Raw genomic sequence first — 16,850 nt, 5'->3', positions numbered from 1 at the left:
AGCGCAACTCGCGGTGGCCGCCTAACGCCCCGTTGAGGCGATCAAGCGCGGGCGGCGGCGCGCCGGCGGCTGGTGACGACGAGCCGGAGCACGACATACTGCACGGCAAAGGCCAAAATCTTGGCGCCGCCGGCAACCACCGAGATGTAGAACGCCCACAGTTTCAGATCGCCGGTCGAGGCGACCGCGATCGTGCCGGCGCCGATTGCGAACATCAGCGCAGCCCAGGCATAGCCCGCGGCCGTCACATATTCCGGCGCGGTCTCCGTGACGATCGGCGGCATGTAGCGCAGCATCCAGCCGCGCTTGAGCATGATCGCGCCGATTGCGAAATGCGCGATCGAGGGTTTCGCCAGCATGAAGCGGGGATCGTTGGTCAGCAGCGTGATCGTGCCCAGCACGACGACGAGCGCGAGGCTCGCGTAGGTCATGTAGCTGAGCTGCTGTTTCCTGACGCGGGCATAGATCACTTGCGCGATCGCGCCGGCAATCGCCACCGACGTCGCCAGGATGACGTTGTCGGTGATGAGATAGATCACCAGGAAGACGATGGCCGACAGGAAGTCGGAGGCGAGGCGGGCGAATACGTCCTTCATCGTCGATCCCTGTCAGTGCCTGTTCGGCAGCGCGCCGGCCGGCGCACCGTACTTGATCTGGCGATATTCGGGATACCACTTTGTGAAGTAGATCGCGCTGTTGCGGGCGGCGAAGGCGACCGCGAGACCCAGCCAAACCGGCAGGCCCGGGAAGTAGAGCAGCACGATGTTGGCGGCCATCATCAACAAGGCGGCGGCGGTCCATGCGCTTGTGATGATGTAATTGGCGGTGAGAAAGCCGGGCATCGCCGCGGTCTCGGCCGGAACGGATTCGATCGCATATTGCAGCGTGAAGGGACGGCGCGCGAGCATTGAGCCGAGCGAAATGACAAAGATGCCGATATCGACCGAGAGCTTGACACCGAGCGTGCCGAGCTTCGGATCGAACAGCGCGAGGGTGAGGCCGATTGCGGCGAACAGGATCGCCGAGCCCGCGGCTAAAATCTTCACCGAGCGGCCGCGCACAACGTCGATCGCGATTGTCGCGAGGCAGATCGCGGAGGCCGCGAACACGCTGATGGTGGCCGACGTCGCGAACATCAGGAAAGTGTAGACGCCATAGGGGGCAAGGATCAGGAAAATCGTCATGGGCCGCCTCGGTCGAGCCAATCTTTACGGTGTAAAGATAACTAGTTCAGCGCCGGCACTGGGTCAAGCGAAATCTTTACAGTGTCAAAATGACGTGAATGACTTGTAAAAACTGAATTGTTGCAATGGCTTGATCCGAGATTTGGTCGGCGACCGCGGCCCAGGGCAGGCGCGACAGGATGGTCAGCGCGCAAGAGATCAAGAGGCCGATGGTCAGGAAGATGCCGCCGCCGCGGCAGATCAGGAACCGCAGCGATCCCGGCGTCGCGTACATGCCGAGCGGATGCAGCAGCCGCGACAGCAAAAGGGCGCCCATCAGCATGTGGATGCGCAAGGGCGACGCGCCGGACATTTCGAGCAGCGCGACCATCAGTGCGATGATGGGGACGTATTCCATGAAATTGGCATGAGCGCGGATCGCGCTGCGCAGGCTCGCATTGCCGCCGTCGTTGAAGGGAGCCTCGCTGCTCCGCCGCAGCCGGATCACCTGGAGCGCGAGCGCTGCGTAGATCAAGGCGAGGATGGCGAGATAGTTCGCGGTGATCGCGGGCATGTGCATGCGAAGCCTCCCTGGTGATGCATCCGCAACGACGGGGAGGGAGCTACTGCGCCCCCACCCAATTGCCGTGAAAGCCGTCCGGCACGCGATGGCCGAGCTGCACCAGCGCGGCGGGCCCGGCCTCGATGTCGGTGGCGTTGAATACGGCGAGGTCGCTGCGGTTTTCACGGGCGCGCCAGACCACAGCGAGCAGCCAGCCGTCGCCTTCCGCCGCATCCTTCGACCGTTCGACGAACACCGGCTCGGAGATGGTGTCGCCGGCCGGCAGCAGATAATGGCCGAGCCGCGTTCCATTGCCGTCGACATGGACGATGCCGGACAGCGCGCCGAACCTCGGCAGTTTTGGATTGGCGCAGGCGTACCAGCCGTGCCGGCTCTTCAGCCCGGCGCGGCGATCGTCGATGCGCGGGAATTCGCCGGTGAGATCGTCGAGATAAGTCTGCTGGAAGCGGTCGGTATTGCCTGAGAGGTCGAAGGTCCAGCGGCAATGGCGCGCAAAGGATTTCTCGGGATTGGTCGGCCGCCCGTCAGGATGTGGAAACAGCGGCGCCTCCTCGAACTGCATGACGTCGGCGATAATGCTGTTGCCGTCCTCCCACGCATTCATGATGTGGAAGACGTAGCAGGCTTCACCGCGGAACCAGACGATGTCCTTTGCCGTGCCGCTGCGCTTCATCACGCCGACATAGGCGCCTTTCTCCGGCTCCCAGGCGTAGGGCGGCCGCCCGCTCGTCGCGCGCTCCATGCTGCCGGTGATGGGCAGGATCGGAAACAGCACGTGGTTCTCGGTGACGATGAAGTCGTGCACCATGCTGGCATAGGGCGCCTCGAAACGTTCGAAGCGCGTCGCCTTGCCGGACGCATCGATCGATCCGTAGGAGAGAGCTGATGTCAACGGCCCCGCCGCATTATAGCCGAAGAACACGAGCTCGCCGGTGATGGGATCGATCTTCGGATGCGCGGTAAAACTGCCGGCGACGCGGCCCTGATAATTGTGATAGCCGCGTGTTGCGAGCGTGCCCGGCTCGATCTCGGTCGGCAGATGCGCCTCTTCCAGCGCGAGCAGCTTGCCGGCATGGAAGATGATGTTGGTGTTGGCGACGCCGCCGTCGGTGAGGTCTGCCGGCGCATCCGGCAGCTTGCGGCCGAATCCGCCAAACAGCGCGCGGCCGGCATCGTGCTCGGCGAGCCATTTCGGCGTTCGGACCCAGCGGTTGCGGTAGCTGGCGCGCCCGTTCTCGAGGTGAAAGGCATGCAGCATGCCGTCGCCGACGAACCAGTGCGCGCCGGGCGCCTCGAACTGCGGATTGGGGCCGTTGCGATAGAGAGTGCCGTTGAGTTCGCGCGGCAATTCGCCAATGATCTTGAGGACAGGCGCATCCGCCTCGAACGGGATCGGCGCGATATTGTTGCGGCGCTCAGCGGTGGCGTCCTGTTGCACGGCGCATCTCTCCCTTATCTTTACATCGTAAAGATGAGATAGTGCCGACCGCTTCATTCGTCAAGCGAAATCTTTACACTGTCAATATTGCGTCATATAGCTTGGCCCATGGGCAAGAGCGATACCAAGACAGAAACGGCGCGCCTCGCGCGCCCCCCGAAGAAGACGGCATCGGCAGCACGTCCGACACGCCGCCCGGCGAGCGCGAAGGCCGAGACGCCCTATCATCACGGCGCCCTGCGCGAGGCGCTGCTCCAAGCGGCCGAACGCGTGCTGGAACGCGACGGGCTGGCCGGCCTGACGCTGCGCGCGGTCGCGCGCGAGGCGGGGGTCTCGCATGCCGCGCCGACGCATCATTTCGGCGACCTCACCGGGCTCGTCAGCGAGCTCGCAGCGATTGGCTTCCGCCAATTCAATGCCGCGATGGCATCGGCGTGCGACTCCGCGACCACGCCGCTGTCGCGCGCGCTGGCGCGGCCAAAGGCCTATGTCGCCTATGCCCAGGCCCATCCCGGCATGTACGGGCTGATGTTCCGCACCGAACGTCTCGACTATTCCAGGCCGTCGCTGCACGAGGCGGCCGAATCCTCCTTCGCCGGGCTTGCCAACGCGATCGGCGCGATGCGGCAGGAGCAGATCAGCGGCGATGCGCTGACAATCGAGCAGGGCGCCGCGATCGCACGGGCCTGGTCGATGGTGCACGGCTTCACCATGCTGCTGCTGGACGGGCGGCTCGAGGATATTTTGGAGCGGCTGCCCGCGGGTACGACGGCCGAGCAGCTGCTGGAAGCGATGCTGAAGTCGACCGTGACAGGAAAGCTGCCGGCTTAGCGCCGCAGTCTTTTGGCTGTGTTGCAGATGCTGCTCACGGATTGGGCGCCTGCAAGGGCAAACGAGATGCGCTGATGTCCGGGAACTCCACGCATCAGACATCTTCATTGTGGGCAAGGTTCAAACAAGCGCGGGAGATACCTGACAGCGGCACGGAATCGTTCTAGAAGAGCGACTTCGCTTGGGCTCACTCAGCCTCGTTCGCGTCCTCCTTACTTCTGATCATGCCAGCCATCTCGTCGCAAAAGCCCTATCGCGTCGGCCGCTCCAAGACCGGGCTTGGCCTCTTCGCCACCAAACCGATCAAGAAGGGGACCCGGATCATCCGTTATTACGGACCGATCCTGGATTCGCGCATCCCCGAGCATGACGACATCGAGAACAAATATCTGTTCGAGCTCAACGGCCGCTGGACCATCGACGGCTCGGTGCGCAAGAACCTCGCCCGCTACATCAACCATTCCTGCCGGCCCAACGCGGAATCCGACGTCCGCCCGCGCGAGCGCAAGGTGTTCATCCGCGCCATCAGGAACATCGAGCCGGGCGACGAGATCAACTACGATTACGGCACCGACTATTTCAAAGCCTATCTGAAGCCGATCGGCTGCAAGTGCCCCTCCTGCGAGGCCAAGCGCAAGAAGCTGCGCGCCGAAGAGCGTGCCGAACGCGCCAAGGTGAAGGCGCGCGTGGAGCGTAAAGCGCTGAAGGCGGGCGCGAAGGGCGCCGCGGCGAAAAAGAAGAAGCTGAACGGCAAGCATTTCGCCGGCAAGGTCGGCCGGGCGAAGGCGTAGCTTCTCTCGATCACGGCTTGCTTCCGCCACCTGCATCAAGCGTCGTCCGCACGGCCGAGGCCAGCTCGGCAGGCCGGAACGGCTTGCGCAAAAACGGTGCAGTCCCCATCGCCGCTTCCAGCGCAGCGGAGTCAGCATAGCCGCTGACGAACAGGACGGGCAGGGATGGCTGCACGGCCCGCGCCGCCTTGACGACCTCGGCGCCATTGGTGCCCGGCATCGAAAAGTCGATGATCATCAATTGCGGGTTCACCGTCTTTTGCAAGGCAAGCGCCGCGGCGCCATGGTCCGCTTCGTGAACGACGTATCCGATATCGGACAGGAAGTCGGTCATGAGACCGCGGACGTCGTGATCGTCGTCCACGATCAGAATGCGCTCCGCATGTCCGCGTTCGGCGGCGCCTTGGGCTTCGGTGGCCGTCTCCGTGCTGACATTCGACCGGCGAAGCAATAGCTGGATCGAGGTGCCTTTGCCGATCTCGCTCTTGATGGCGACGTCGCCGCCCATCTGTCGCACAAGTCCGTAGACCTGGGATAATCCCAGGCCCGTTCCCTTGCCGGGAGGCTTGGTCGTGAAAAACGGATCGAAGGCGCGCGCGATCACCTCCGGCGACATGCCGGTCCCCGTGTCCGTCACCGACAGCACGACCTTGCGATCGTCGGTGTCGTCGCAGGCCGTGGTGATCGTCAGGGTTCCGCCCTCCGGCATCGCATCTCGCGCATTGATTGCGAGATTGAGAAGGCTGACTTCAAGCTGGTTGTAATCGGCGACCACGCAAGGCGCGCTCGGGTGGAGATCGGTCTGCATCGCGATGTTGGCCCCGAGCGACTGCTTGAGCAGTTCGTACCCGTCCATGATCAGGCGATTGAGATCCACGGATTCGGTGGCAAGCTTCTGGGTCCGCGAAAACGCCAGCAATTGCGCGGTCAGCTTCGAGCCGCGTTCGGCGGCCTTGAAGGCGTTCTCCGCAAGCCTGGCAATGCGCGGCTCGGTCGCCCGGGCGCGGATCAGGTCGAGATTGCCCACGACCGCGGTCAGGAGATTGTTGAAATCGTGCGCAAGCCCGCCCGTCAACTGTCCGACCGCCTCCATCTTCTGTGACTGCAACAGCTGCGACTCGGCCTTTTGGCGCTGCACGACCTCCTCACGGAGTTTCCGGTTGGCCTGTTCGAGTTCTTCGGTGCGCGCCTGAACCTGCTTGTCCAGCGTGGCGTTCAACGCGCGCAAGGCATCCTCGGAGCGGCGGACCCGCAGCAGGGCGTTGATCGCGGCGGCAAGCTCGACCGGTTCGGCGGGTTGCACGAGATAGGAATCGGCGCCGGCGTTCAGTCCGCTGACGCGGTCTTCGGACGCCGTGAATGTCGCCGACGTCTGCAACACCATCACTTCCGGCCACTTCGTCTTGATGAAGGCGCAGACTTCGAAGCCGCTGATGTCGGGCAACTGAACGTCAAGCAGCACGAGAGGCGGCCTGTGCTGCTCGATCAGGCGAAGCGCTTCCGCGCCGGTCTGCGCCTCGATCACGGCAAATCCGGCGGCATGCAGGTCGCGTGTCTTCACATAGCGCTGCGATTCAAGATCGTCGACATTCAGGATGACGATTTTTTCGCCGGCGCTCATGAGACACCCTGGACGGCGTCGCGCAGGAACGAGGACACGCTTTCGCGGGAGATCGCGTTCTTGGAGATCAGCCGCACGTGCTCGGGTAGCCGCGACCTCAGCGAGGCGTCGATCGTCATCGAGGTCGAGACGACGATGGGGATGCCGTTGGTGCGATCGTCGGCGGCCAGCTGTTGCAGCACGGTGAAGCCGTCCACCGCCGGCATTTGCAGGTCGAGCACGATGACGTCGGGCTTTTTCTCGCGGGCGAGCCGCAATCCTTCCTCGCCGCCGTCTGCCTCGATGAAATCATAGCGCGTCTCGTTGCCGACGATCTGGCGCATGACGTAGCGGAAGGTTTCGTCGTCATCGATCAGCAGCACGCTCTTGCTGTCGTCGGCGGAGCGCGTCAGCATTTCGCGCCCCGGCTCGCCCAGCGAAGCCGGAATCTTCAGTGAGAAGACAGAGCCTTGGCCCTGGCCGCTCTCGACCGTGAGGTCGCCGCCCAACAGGCGCGCCAGCGAACGCGACAGGGGCAGGCCGAGGCCGGTACCCTTCACCTTTCTCTGGAGCTTGGTATCGACCTGCGAGAACTCCTCGAAAATGCGTTCATGGTGCTCCGGCGCGATCCCGATGCCGGTGTCGCGAACGGAGAAGACGACGCTGGCGCCGTTGTCGCCCGTGCGCGCGGTTACCCGCACTTCGCCTTCTTCTGTGAATTTGAGCGCGTTTGAGATCAAATTGCGCAGGATCTGCGCCACCTTTGCTTCGTCAGTGCAGAGCGGCGGCAGATCCTTTGGAGATTCGAACAGCAGCTCGACGGCCGTACTGGTCAGGAGAGGGCGCAGCGCCCCACGTAACGCACCGAACAGGCTCGTCACCGCGAACCGGACCGGCTTGATCTCGGCCTTACCGGCCTCGACCTTGGCGAGATCCAGCATGTCGTTGACGAGGTCGAGCAGGCTTTCGGCCGAGCGCCTGATATAGCCGACCTGGCGTTCCTGCTCCGGCGTCAGGTCGCCGTCGATGCGGTCGAGCAGCAGGCGCGACAGCGCCAGCACCGAATTCAAGGGCGTCCTGAATTCGTGACTCATGTTCGAGAGGAAGCGCGTCTTGAGTTCGCTGGCCTGCCGCAATTGCTCGGCCCGGCCGTCGAGCTCGGCATAGAGCGCCACCACGCCGCGGTTGGTGTCGCCGAGCTCCTGGTTGAGCTGCTGGCTTTCCTCTTCCCGGCGTCGCAGCTCCTCCAGGTTCTGCATCAGCTCGCGGTTCTGCTCTCGCAGAGCCGCAAGCGGATCGGACGACGTTTCCTTCTTCAGGCTGGATACGATGTCGGTGAGTTTGGCCCGCGGCCATGGCGCGACGCGGAGTGGCAGTTTGTGTCCGACCTCGACGGTCGTCCCCTTGCCGGGCTTGGAATCGATGCTGAAAGTATCCATCAGCCGGCGTGCGCCGATCAGACCGAGCCCCATGCCGCTCGGCGAACGGTATTGTCCGTCGAGGATGAGCTGGAGATTGTCGATGCCCGGTCCGTTGTCGCAGATGCGAATGGCGAAACGCTGCGGCGTCGTGGCGGCATCGAGAATGAACTCCGCGCGACCGCCGCCGGCATAGCCATAAGCATTGCGCGCAAGCTCGGAGACCGCGGTGGCGATCCGGGTCTGGTCCTGCCGTTCGAACCCCAGCATATCGGCGACGCGATGGGCGCGCTGGCGGACCGCGACGACGTCGCTCTCGTTCTCGATCGGCACGGTGACGATGGGCCAGAGTTTGGACGATGCCGCCATGAGCTTCACCATTTGGCCACGAGCACGGTCGCGTCGTCGCGAACCCGGGTGAAATCGCGATAGAGGATCGCGGCGATCAGCGACGGGTGCAGTGCCGCCAGATTGGGATAACGGTCCACCGTCCAGCTTGAGGCCAGCCCGTCCGAATGCAGGATGATCAGGCCCTGAGCAAACGGGTAGTCGAACGCCCGGATCTTCCGCGTGTTGAAGCCCGCCGTTCCGGCCATCGATACCATCCGTTTGGTCTCGCCGGCGGTGATGATGACGCCGGCGACATTGCCGATCCCGGAGAAGTTGATGTTCTTTGTGGCGGGGTCGAAGCGCGCGATCGAGACGGCTGCTCCGCGCGTCGCGCGCAGGCCGCCATGGATGTAGTCGATCAGGGTCGCGACGGTGTGGCCGTTGTAGCGATGGAACAGCCGGACGGCTTCGACGGCTGCGTCCGAGGCTTCCGGTCCGTGCCCCAAGCCGTCAACCACGAGGAGGGTGCGGACATTGCCCGCATTGGACACGCTCCAGGCGTCACCGCAGGCATCCTCGCCGGCCTTGGCGATGGAGACGCCGCCCCAGGTTGGGACAGTCGGCGGCTTGATGGAAGGGGGCGTGCCAGGCGCTACGCGCGCCAGCACGGCGGTCCCCACGCCGGGCCACGAGCCGATGTCGACGTAGTGGGATTGCCGTATGACCGCGCCGAGGCCGCGGCCCGCGGTGCCTGCACTGGAATACCCGTCCTCCAAGCAGGCCGCGACATTGCTCATGCCGGCACCCTTATCGAGCGCGAGGATTTCAATGCCCTGGCCTTCGTTGTCCTCATAGGTTCCGACGAGAATTTCCCCGCCCGACCCGTGCTTGACGAGGTTGGTTGAAAGTTCGGTCGCGACCAGGGCGAGCCTGCCTTTGTCGGTCTCTGTGAAGCCCACGCGTTGGGCGAGATCGGTTGCTGCCCGCCTTGCCTCCGCGACGCCGCTTTGATCGTTGACGCCGACGGATTTCATCATCACTTCCAACGTGCAATGGTGACTTTGGTGCCTTCGCCGGGCCTGGAGTCGATGGAAAATTCGTTGCACAGCCGTTTGGCGCCGCCGAGGCCGAGACCCATGCCCTTGCCGGACGTAAAGCCGTCCTTGAGGGCCTGCTCGATATCCGCAATGCCGGGGCCTTTGTCCTCGAACGTCAGCCGGACGCCACGGCGGCCGCCTTGTTCGACGATCTCTGCCGTCACTTCGCCACCTCCGCCATAGTCCAGCGTGTTGCGCGCGAGCTCACTGGACGCCGTGACGATCTTGGTCTGATCGACCAGGCTCAGTCCGACCTCGACCGACAGCGCCCGGGTCAATTGCCTCACCCGAACCACGTCATCGGAGATCTTGATCGCGACACGGTCAGTCTTGGTCGTCGGCATCGTCTGCCTCCGACCCGGCGAGGCGATCGTGGATCAAGGCCATGCCGCGCTCGACGTTCAGTGCGGTCTTGACGCCCGTCAGCGACAGGCCAAGCTCGACCAGCGTGATCGCGACGGCGGGCCGCATTCCGACAACGACGGTGTCCGCGTCGAGAATGCGCGAGACCGCGGCAATGTTGTCCAGCATCCGGCCGATGAAGCTGTCGACGATCTCCAGCGCCGAAATGTCGATCAGAACGCCGCGCGAATTGTGGGCGACGATCTTGCTGGTCAGATCTTCTTCCAGCGCCGTTGCCAGCCGGTCGTGCATGTCGACCTGGATGGTGACGAGCAGCGCGTTACCGAACTTGAGAATAGGGATGCGATCCATCGTCAGGCGTCCTGCCCGCCGCTCTTCTTCCCCGGAAGTGCGAATCCCTCGATTCTCCTCGTCTTCACGACGGCACGCCCGGTTTGTCGCAACGCGACTGCGAACGCGTCGGCCAGCGAGGCCTTCGAGATCACGTTCAGCTCGACGCCGAGATGCACCATCGTCTGGGCAATCTGGGGCCTGATCCCGCTGATCATGCAATCGGCGCCCATCAGGCGCGCGGCAGCGACTGTCTTCAGGAGGTGCTGGGCCGTGAGCGTATCGACCGTCGGCACGCCGGTGATATCGATGATCGCGATCTCGGCCTCGTCATCGACGATGGTCTGCAGGAGATTTTCCATCACCACCTGCGTGCGCTGGCTGTCGAGCGTACCGATCAGGGGCAGGGCGAGAATGCCCTCCCACAATTTGACGACCGGTGTCGACAATTCCGCGATCTCACGCTGCTGGCGGACGATGATCTCTTCGCGGCTTTTCTGGAAGATCTCCAGCGTGAACAGGCCGAGTTCGTCGAGCAATGCCGTTGACGTCGAGACCGTCGACGCGATCTGCTCCGCGGACAGCGTCCCGTCGCGATTGAGCGCGTTGAACAGCGGCTGCTTCAGCGAAAAGATGAACGTCGCAGTTTCGCTCGGAGAAAAGCCCTGCAATGCGCGGGTTCGCGAGAGATCGGCGAGCATGGCCCTTGCGGGCTCGTAAGCCGCGCCGGAGGTGTCGGTCCCGCCCTGCGTCAGTGCCTCGTGCAGCAAATGCAGGAAGTTTCTGGACTGCGACTGCAACTCGCCTTCGGAAATGCGGCCGGTGTGGAGAATGCCGGCCTTCTTCTGCAATTCGACCCATTCCGGAAGAATGGTTTTCTCGTTTCGTGACACGAGCGATGCGACGCCAACTCCCGCCTGCGCGGCCATTATTGTTCTCCTTCATCACACCTAACCGCGGCCACTCGTTGAGAGTGGGCGGCTCTCCGGTGGCAAATGCACCCGCCTGCATCCTGCTGAATTGTTTGGTAATTCGTTGCCCTCGGCAACATGATCGCCCAGCGAGAGGGCTGAGACCGTAGGTTCCCAACGTGCGAGGGAACCATTAGTTCCGCGGGTGCCGGGCTACGGCCGCTGGTGTAACTCCTGACAACCAACTGGCAGCCGACTTATTATCCTAACATCACCGGCCGATGGCGAAGGCAGCCGCTAGGACGCGAAGGTGTGTCAGCGATTTGTGATGTAAGTTGGAAGTGAATGGCGTTACTGCACACGCCGTCATTGCGAGCGGAGCGAAGCAATCCAGACCATCACCACGGAGGAATTCTGGATTGCTTCGCTCGGCTCGCTATGACGATGTGGAGACAGGCGTGCGCTTCACTCACCTCTCGTGCCCCGGACGCGGCGCAGCAATGGTAAAGGCGTTGCAGGGCGTCCGGGACACGAAGGTTTACGCCGTGACCGCATCCCCACTCTTCCGCAGCCCAACATATTGCAGCTCGGCGAATACGCCGGTCGCGATTGCCTGCGCTATCACCATGAGCTCGCCGAGGAGGTTCGGCGACACCGCACCCGAGAACAGCAGCGCGATGCTGCCGACCGTCCAGGCGGCATTGCCGACCACGACCAGCAGCACCAGTGGTTTCGGCATCACCGCGCGCGAGGCGAGCCAGCCGACCAGTGCGGTGTAGGCGATGAGGAACAAGCCGGTCTCGCGCAGCAGCGGCTCGGGCAGGTTGAACAGCGTTGCAAACGCGCCTGCGCCGAAGGTGAAGCCGAGCGCGGCGATGCCGCTGAAGATGGCGTCGGCGAGCAGGGTGCGGCGAAGGAAGGTGGATGCGTCGATCATCTGGGGTCTCCATGGTTGGGTTGGGCTTGGGGTGAACTCAGTGCAAACAGCGCCACCAGGCGCGCAGCTGGCGGGCGAGGCGGAAGGGGCAGAGGCTCTTGCCGACGCCATGCTCGAAGGCGATGACGCGCGCGACGACATAGTCGCCGGTCGAATGCACCAGCGGCTCGGGCATGTTGAGGCTGCGGGCGAGCATCAGGGTTGCGAACGTCATCGCCCAGGGCGCAAGGTGGTCAGCGACGGTCCGGTAGAGCAGCAGCGCGATCATGGTCATCTCCTGTTGCGACCGAAGATGCGCTGGTCCGAGGCCCAATTCGATTACCTCGAGGGTAAAAGCGGCGCCTATTCGAAGTCGAGCTAGGATGTTCGATGCTGTTCACGAGTTGCGAAAATCCCCTGAAAAGCAGGTATTTGCGTACATCGGTGTCCGTCACGGTTTGTTCTAAAGAAGCGTTTCGGCAAGCTCTACCGGCAAGACATCAAGCGACCTGACGTGCTTGCCTTCTTCCGAGCGATGCAGGTCGAGGGCAAGTTAGAGACCCGTGACCGGGTCCACAGTATCGGTGAGCAAGTCTGCGACTACGCCGATCTCGAAGGTGATGGCTACAACCCATTCCGCGTCTGTCGCGCGCTCACATCGGTCGATCCGATTCGCGAAGATTCCGCGTCATGAGCGGTTGCTTCGACAAGAGGCGTTATCATCAAGCGTTGAAACGCCGATCCGGCAAACAAGCCGGTCATCTGGCCCAAATGGCCCACCGACACCGTGTAATATTGACCGTATGGTCGGTCAATAGTCCATTGGAGCGCCACCCGCATGCGCAGGGCCGGCTGTTGCATGGTTTGGAAATTTATCTTTATTGATTTATCACTGAGATATTGAGCGCCGATTTGGCAGAGAATGGAACAGGATATGGCTCGCTCCCGCGCGAAGGATTACGACGACAAGCGTCTCCTTATCCTGCACCGTTCGGCCCAGCTGTTCGCGGAATCGGGCTACGTCGGAACGTCCATGAATACGATCGCGGACGGCTGTAACGTTTCGAAGGCGCTGCTCTATCACTACTATCAGGACAAGGAGGCGCTTCTTTTCGACATCCTCTCGGCCCATCTCGAAAAGCTGGTCGCGGCCGTCCAGAAGGCCGACGACGAGACCGCAACGCCCCAGGCGCGGTTGAAGACGGTCATCGGGACTTTCCTCGAACAATACCGGCATGCCGATGCCGAGCATCAGGTGCAGATCGCCAGCCTCAAGCTTCTGCCGAAGGACAAGCAGCAACCGCTATTGGCGAAGGAGAGGATCCTTGTCGATATCCTCGCCGACGCGCTGGCCGCCGCGCGACCCAGCGTGAACCACAAGCGCGTGTTGAAGCCGTTGACCATGACGGTTTTCGGGATGCTGAACTGGCACTATCTCTGGTTCCGCGAAGGCGGTTCGATGACGCGGGCCGAATATGCGGAGTTCGTCACGCGCCTCGTCCTGTCCGGAGCGGCCGACGCGGCGGCGACGCTGACGCGATCGAACGGCAAGTCGAAGCCGGCGAGCAAGGGGCGGCAGAAAGAGCTGCTTTAGCCGCTCTTCCTCCCGCAGCTTCGCTGCGGCTTCTTCCAGCTCCTAGGTTCGCATGGCGTTCATCGTCAGCAGCTCGTAGGTGGCGGCGGTTTCACCCGTGCCGGTCGTGATCTCGACGTCCCAGCGGACCTCGCCATATTGCTTGTTGCGCGGGGCCTTCTCCTTTGCCGTCAGCCTGACCTTGATGGCCTCTCCGGGTTGCACCGGCTTCAGGAAGCGCAGGGAGTCGAGGCCGTAATTGGCCAGCACCGGACCATACTCGGGATCGACGAACAGACCGGCCGCGAACGACAGCAGAAGATATCCGTGGGCGACGCGGCCCGGAAAGAACGGATGCCCCTTGGTCGCTTCCTCGTCCATGTGGGCATAGAAGGTGTCGCCGGTGAAGTGCGCGAAATGTTCGATGTCGTCGAGCGTGATCGTGCGCTCCTTCGAGATGAAGGTGCGGCCGATCTCGAGATCCTCGAAATGATATCGGAATGGATGGCGGTCCCCGTCGAGAACGGGAGCACCCTTGGACCATCGTCCGGTGATGCCGGTAAGCATCGCGGGCGAGCCCTGCAACGCGGAACGCTGCATGTAGTGATGCAGGCTGCGGACGCCGCCCAGCTCCTCGCCTCCGCCGGCCCGGCCGGGGCCACCATGGACCATTTGCGGCAGGGGCGAGCCGTGGCCAGTCTGCTCCTTGGCGCAGTCGCGGTCGATGAAGACCATGCGTCCATGGAAGGTGCCGATGCCGAAGGTGAGCTCGGCGGCCGTCGCGGTGTCGTGGGTGTAAACGGAGGCGACGAGACTGCCGCCGCCGCGGTTCGCGAGCGCGACGGCATCCTCCAGATCGTCGTAACCCATGACGGTGCAGACCGGACCGAACGCCTCGATCTCATGGACGTGGGCTGCGTCTCGCGGATTGGGACAATGCAGCAGAATGGGAGGAAGGAACGCGCCTCGCGAGGCGTCGCCCTGGATCGGCCGGAAATCGTCGAGGTCTCCGGCGACGATCTCCGCTTCGGTACGGAGCTTGTGCAGATTGGCCAGCACGTCGCTTCTCTGAGCGAGCCCAACCAGCGGTCCCATCCTGACGGAATCGAGTTCAGGATTGCCGACCGTCACCTTCGACAGGCGTTCGCGCAGTGCCGCTACGACCGCATCGATGTGTGCCTTGGGCGCAAGCGCACGGCGGATGGCTGTGCATTTCTGCCCCGCCTTCACCGTCATCTCCTTCGCCACTTCCTTGACGAACAGGTCGAACTCGGGGCTTCCGGGCGTCGCATCCGGCGCGAGAATCGCGGCGTTGAGCGAATCCCGCTCCGCGATGAAGCGGACGGCTTCACGCGAGATGACCGGGTGGCGTTGCAGCTTCTGCGACGTGTCGGCCGAACCCGTAAAGGACACCAGGTCCTGGCAGGTCAAATGGTCGAACAGGTCCCCGGTCGAGCCGACGACGAACTGGAGCGCGCCCTCGGGCAGGATGCCGGACGCGATGATAGTCCGCACCAGTTCGTGCGCGACGTAGGACGTCACTGTCGCGGGCTTGGTGACCACGGGAATGCCCGCGAGCAGGGCAGGGGCCAGCTTCTCGAGCAGACCCCAGCAGGGGAAGTTGAAGGCGTTGATGTGGACCGCTACGCCGCGCAGCGGCATCACGACGTGCTGGCCGGCGAACGTCCCGCCCTTGGACAGCCCTTCGATCTCTCCGTCCAGCAGGAACGTCGAATTTGGCAATTCGCGGCGGCCCTTGCCGGCATAGGCGAACAGCGTGCCGATACCGCCGTCGACGTCGATCATGGCGTCGGTGCGCGTGGCGCCGGTCTGGAACGAAAGCTTGTAGAGCGGTTCCTTGCGTTCGTTGAGATGCTCGGCAAGCTTCTTCAGCATGGCGGCACGTTGATGGAAGGTCAGCCGTCGCAGATTGCGGCCGCCGACCGTGCGCCCGTAAGCCAGCATGTCGCGCATGTCGAAGCCGCCGCTGGTTGCGTGCGCCACGACGTCGCCGGTGACGGCGCTGAGCACGTCCGTCGAATCCTGGCCGGCTGACCAGTTGCCGCGGATGAAGCTCGCGAGCCTCACGACGTCTTCTGCCGATTGGCCCGGCAGCACGCCGTTAGTTCGAGGCTGTGTCATCGAGATCTACTCCCTTGGTCTTTGATCGATGATGCGTCTTGCCTTTCCAGCCGAGCGCTCGATGCCCTCGGGATCGAGGACGCAGACGCGGGCGGAGACGCCGACGGTGTTCTTGACGAAATGTTCGAGCCGGGTCGCGGCGGCGAGACGGACGTCCGGCTCGAGCGCATCGGGGCGCGCCTCCACCCTGATTTCCATCTGGTCCATGCGGCCCTCCCTGGTGAGGACGATCTGGAAGTGAGGCGACAGTCCGTCCACCGTGAGGATAATCTCCTCGATCCGGGTTGGAAATACATTCACGCCGCGAAGGATGATCATGTCGTCGGTGCGGCCGGTGACCTTTTCCATGCGGCGCATGGTCCTGGCCGTGCCGGGAAGCAGGCGGGTCAGGTCGCGCGTGCGATAGCGGATGATCGGCAGCGCTTCCTTCGTCAGCGACGTGAAAACCAGCTCGCCCTCTTCACCGTCCGGCAGGACCCTTCCGGTCGTGGGATCGATCACCTCGGGATAGAAGTGATCCTCCCAGATATGGAGACCGTCCTTGGTCTCGACGCATTCGCTCGCGACCCCCGGTCCCATGACTTCTGAGAGACCATAGATGTCGACGGCGTGAAGATCAAAGGCCTCTTCAATCTCCTCCCGCATGGCGTTGGTCCAGGGCTCGGCGCCGAAGATGCCGATCCGTAGCGAGGATTTCCGCGGGTCGAGGCCCTGCTTTCGGAACTCATCGAGGATCGCCAGCATGTAGGACGGCGTCACCATGATGATCTCGGGCTCGAAATCGTGGATGAGCTGCACCTGACGCTCGGTCATCCCGCCGGAGATCGGGATCACGGTGCAGCCGAGACGTTCGGCGCCGTAATGCGCACCGAGCCCGCCCGTGAACAATCCGTATCCGTAGGCATTGTGCAGCCTCATCCCGGGCCGTCCGCCGGCGGCGCGGATCGACCGCGCCACCACGTCGCTCCAGATCTCGATGTCGCGCTTGGTGTATCCGACGACCGTCGGTTGGCCCGTGGTGCCGGACGAGGCGTGGATGCGCGCGACGTTCTGTCTCGGAACGGCAAACATGCCGAACGGGTAATTGTCGCGAAGATCGGACTTCGTGGTGAAGGGAAACTTCGCGAGATCCTCGAGGCCCTTGAGGTCGTCCGGACGCACGCCCGCCAGATTGAACTTGGCGCGATAGTGCGGAACGTTCTCATAGGCGTGCCGGAGCGACCACAGCATCTGGTCGCGCTGCCATGCCCGCAGCTCGTCAGTGGTCGCCTTTTCGAAACGGTCGAGATCGGTCGATCGAGGCTTGAGCTCGTCGAGCTTACGCAAGGGGATGTGCAACAAGGAGGAGACTCCGGGTTTTCGGT

The 16,850-nt window shown here is 63.3% G+C and carries 18 protein-coding genes; 4 read left to right on the top strand and 14 right to left on the bottom strand.

The window, feature by feature from the left end; genetic code table 11:
• Positions 1–41 precede the first annotated feature (41 nt).
• From UP06_RS37480 to UP06_RS37465, 4 genes are all read right to left on the bottom strand, one after another.
• Entirely contained in the window at positions 42–596 is a 555-nt protein-coding gene (locus UP06_RS37480; protein WP_045008640.1) for an inner membrane-spanning protein YciB, read from the bottom strand.
• 12 nt (positions 597–608) lie between these two features.
• Positions 609–1,184 (bottom strand): hypothetical protein, encoded by a 576-nt coding sequence (locus tag UP06_RS37475; protein WP_045008639.1) that lies wholly within the window; start codon positions 1,182–1,184, stop codon positions 609–611.
• 76 nt (positions 1,185–1,260) lie between these two features.
• A complete protein-coding gene (locus tag UP06_RS37470; RefSeq protein ID WP_050032610.1) occupies positions 1,261–1,743 on the bottom strand; it encodes an MAPEG family protein in 483 nt (160 codons plus the stop codon).
• 43 nt (positions 1,744–1,786) lie between these two features.
• Positions 1,787–3,184: a carotenoid oxygenase family protein gene (locus UP06_RS37465; protein ID WP_045008638.1), complete on the bottom strand. Its 1,398-nt coding sequence runs from the start codon at positions 3,182–3,184 to the stop codon at positions 1,787–1,789.
• A 108-nt stretch (positions 3,185–3,292) separates the two neighbouring features.
• On the opposite strand from UP06_RS37465, the gene UP06_RS37460 reads away from it, so the two are divergent.
• Entirely contained in the window at positions 3,293–4,015 is a 723-nt protein-coding gene (locus UP06_RS37460; protein WP_045008637.1) for a TetR/AcrR family transcriptional regulator, read from the top strand.
• A gap of 224 nt (positions 4,016–4,239) precedes the next feature.
• Positions 4,240–4,806 (top strand): SET domain-containing protein, encoded by a 567-nt coding sequence (locus UP06_RS37455; RefSeq protein ID WP_045008636.1) that lies wholly within the window; start codon positions 4,240–4,242, stop codon positions 4,804–4,806.
• Positions 4,807–4,816: 10 nt separating this feature from the next.
• On the opposite strand, the gene UP06_RS37450 is transcribed toward UP06_RS37455, so the two are convergent.
• From UP06_RS37450 to UP06_RS37415, 8 genes are all read right to left on the bottom strand, one after another.
• The gene (locus tag UP06_RS37450; RefSeq protein WP_045008635.1) at positions 4,817–6,427 is read right to left on the bottom strand and encodes a response regulator; all 1,611 of its coding nucleotides are present in this window, start codon (positions 6,425–6,427) and stop codon (positions 4,817–4,819) included.
• Positions 6,424–8,193 (bottom strand): ATP-binding protein, encoded by a 1,770-nt coding sequence (locus tag UP06_RS37445; RefSeq protein WP_245305644.1) that lies wholly within the window; start codon positions 8,191–8,193, stop codon positions 6,424–6,426. Before UP06_RS37445 ends, UP06_RS37450 begins: the two co-directional genes overlap by 4 nt.
• A gap of 5 nt (positions 8,194–8,198) precedes the next feature.
• Positions 8,199–9,191, bottom strand: a complete 993-nt coding sequence (locus UP06_RS37440) for an ATP-binding SpoIIE family protein phosphatase (RefSeq protein WP_045008633.1) — start codon at positions 9,189–9,191, stop codon at positions 8,199–8,201.
• Positions 9,191–9,595, bottom strand: a complete 405-nt coding sequence (locus tag UP06_RS37435) for an anti-sigma regulatory factor (protein WP_045008632.1) — start codon at positions 9,593–9,595, stop codon at positions 9,191–9,193. The genes UP06_RS37440 and UP06_RS37435 overlap by 1 nt, the downstream gene beginning before the upstream one ends.
• Positions 9,576–9,965: an STAS domain-containing protein gene (locus tag UP06_RS37430; RefSeq protein WP_045008631.1), complete on the bottom strand. Its 390-nt coding sequence runs from the start codon at positions 9,963–9,965 to the stop codon at positions 9,576–9,578. Before UP06_RS37430 ends, UP06_RS37435 begins: the two co-directional genes overlap by 20 nt.
• A 2-nt stretch (positions 9,966–9,967) precedes the next feature.
• A complete protein-coding gene (locus UP06_RS37425; protein ID WP_045008630.1) occupies positions 9,968–10,873 on the bottom strand; it encodes an STAS domain-containing protein in 906 nt (301 codons plus the stop codon).
• Between the two features lie 520 nt (positions 10,874–11,393).
• The gene (locus UP06_RS37420) at positions 11,394–11,792 is read right to left on the bottom strand and encodes a hypothetical protein (RefSeq protein WP_045008629.1); all 399 of its coding nucleotides are present in this window, start codon (positions 11,790–11,792) and stop codon (positions 11,394–11,396) included.
• A gap of 37 nt (positions 11,793–11,829) precedes the next feature.
• Complete coding sequence (locus UP06_RS37415; protein ID WP_197087466.1) at positions 11,830–12,060, bottom strand: hypothetical protein; 231 nt, start codon at positions 12,058–12,060, stop codon at positions 11,830–11,832.
• 141 nt (positions 12,061–12,201) lie between these two features.
• On the opposite strand from UP06_RS37415, the gene UP06_RS42750 reads away from it, so the two are divergent.
• Together UP06_RS42750 and UP06_RS37410 are read left to right on the top strand one after the other, a co-directional pair.
• Positions 12,202–12,465 carry a phage integrase central domain-containing protein gene (locus tag UP06_RS42750; RefSeq protein WP_502691296.1) on the top strand — a complete coding sequence of 88 codons (264 nt, stop codon included), beginning with the start codon at positions 12,202–12,204 and terminating at the stop codon, positions 12,463–12,465.
• A 240-nt stretch (positions 12,466–12,705) separates the two neighbouring features.
• Positions 12,706–13,365, top strand: a complete 660-nt coding sequence (locus UP06_RS37410) for a TetR/AcrR family transcriptional regulator (RefSeq protein ID WP_045008627.1) — start codon at positions 12,706–12,708, stop codon at positions 13,363–13,365.
• Between the two features lie 42 nt (positions 13,366–13,407).
• Here UP06_RS37410 and paaZ read toward each other — a convergent pair whose 3' ends face one another.
• The gene (gene paaZ / locus UP06_RS37405; RefSeq protein ID WP_502691294.1) at positions 13,408–15,486 is read right to left on the bottom strand and encodes a phenylacetic acid degradation bifunctional protein PaaZ; all 2,079 of its coding nucleotides are present in this window, start codon (positions 15,484–15,486) and stop codon (positions 13,408–13,410) included.
• A gap of 6 nt (positions 15,487–15,492) precedes the next feature.
• Entirely contained in the window at positions 15,493–16,827 is a 1,335-nt protein-coding gene (paaK, locus tag UP06_RS37400) for a phenylacetate--CoA ligase PaaK (protein WP_045008626.1), read from the bottom strand.
• Between the last annotated feature and the right edge of the window lie 23 nt (positions 16,828–16,850).

Source organism: Bradyrhizobium sp. LTSP857 (assembly GCF_000938285.1).
Taxonomy (GTDB): Bacteria; Pseudomonadota; Alphaproteobacteria; order Rhizobiales; family Xanthobacteraceae; genus Bradyrhizobium.
Note: the sequence above shows the minus strand (reverse complement) of the source record. Positions and strands in the feature narration are given on the sequence as shown.

Excerpts from the sequence above, each read along its gene's own strand:
- UP06_RS37480 (WP_045008640.1), bottom strand. The coding sequence starts at position 596 with ATGAAGGACGTATTCGCCCGCCTCGCCTCCGACTTCCTGTCGGCCATC.
- UP06_RS37475 (WP_045008639.1), bottom strand. The coding sequence starts at position 1,184 with ATGACGATTTTCCTGATCCTTGCCCCCTATGGCGTCTACACTTTCCTG.
- UP06_RS37470 (WP_050032610.1), bottom strand. The coding sequence starts at position 1,743 with ATGCACATGCCCGCGATCACCGCGAACTATCTCGCCATCCTCGCCTTG.
- UP06_RS37460 (WP_045008637.1), top strand. The coding sequence starts at position 3,293 with ATGGGCAAGAGCGATACCAAGACAGAAACGGCGCGCCTCGCGCGCCCC.
- UP06_RS37455 (WP_045008636.1), top strand. The coding sequence starts at position 4,240 with ATGCCAGCCATCTCGTCGCAAAAGCCCTATCGCGTCGGCCGCTCCAAG.
- UP06_RS37450 (WP_045008635.1), bottom strand. The coding sequence starts at position 6,427 with ATGAGCGCCGGCGAAAAAATCGTCATCCTGAATGTCGACGATCTTGAA.
- UP06_RS37445 (WP_245305644.1), bottom strand. The coding sequence starts at position 8,193 with ATGGCGGCATCGTCCAAACTCTGGCCCATCGTCACCGTGCCGATCGAG.
- UP06_RS37440 (WP_045008633.1), bottom strand. The coding sequence starts at position 9,191 with ATGATGAAATCCGTCGGCGTCAACGATCAAAGCGGCGTCGCGGAGGCA.
- UP06_RS37435 (WP_045008632.1), bottom strand. The coding sequence starts at position 9,595 with ATGCCGACGACCAAGACTGACCGTGTCGCGATCAAGATCTCCGATGAC.
- UP06_RS37430 (WP_045008631.1), bottom strand. The coding sequence starts at position 9,965 with ATGGATCGCATCCCTATTCTCAAGTTCGGTAACGCGCTGCTCGTCACC.
- UP06_RS37425 (WP_045008630.1), bottom strand. The coding sequence starts at position 10,873 with ATGGCCGCGCAGGCGGGAGTTGGCGTCGCATCGCTCGTGTCACGAAAC.
- UP06_RS37420 (WP_045008629.1), bottom strand. The coding sequence starts at position 11,792 with ATGATCGACGCATCCACCTTCCTTCGCCGCACCCTGCTCGCCGACGCC.
- UP06_RS37415 (WP_197087466.1), bottom strand. The coding sequence starts at position 12,060 with ATGATCGCGCTGCTGCTCTACCGGACCGTCGCTGACCACCTTGCGCCC.
- UP06_RS37410 (WP_045008627.1), top strand. The coding sequence starts at position 12,706 with ATGGCTCGCTCCCGCGCGAAGGATTACGACGACAAGCGTCTCCTTATC.
- paaZ (WP_502691294.1), bottom strand. The coding sequence starts at position 15,486 with ATGACACAGCCTCGAACTAACGGCGTGCTGCCGGGCCAATCGGCAGAA.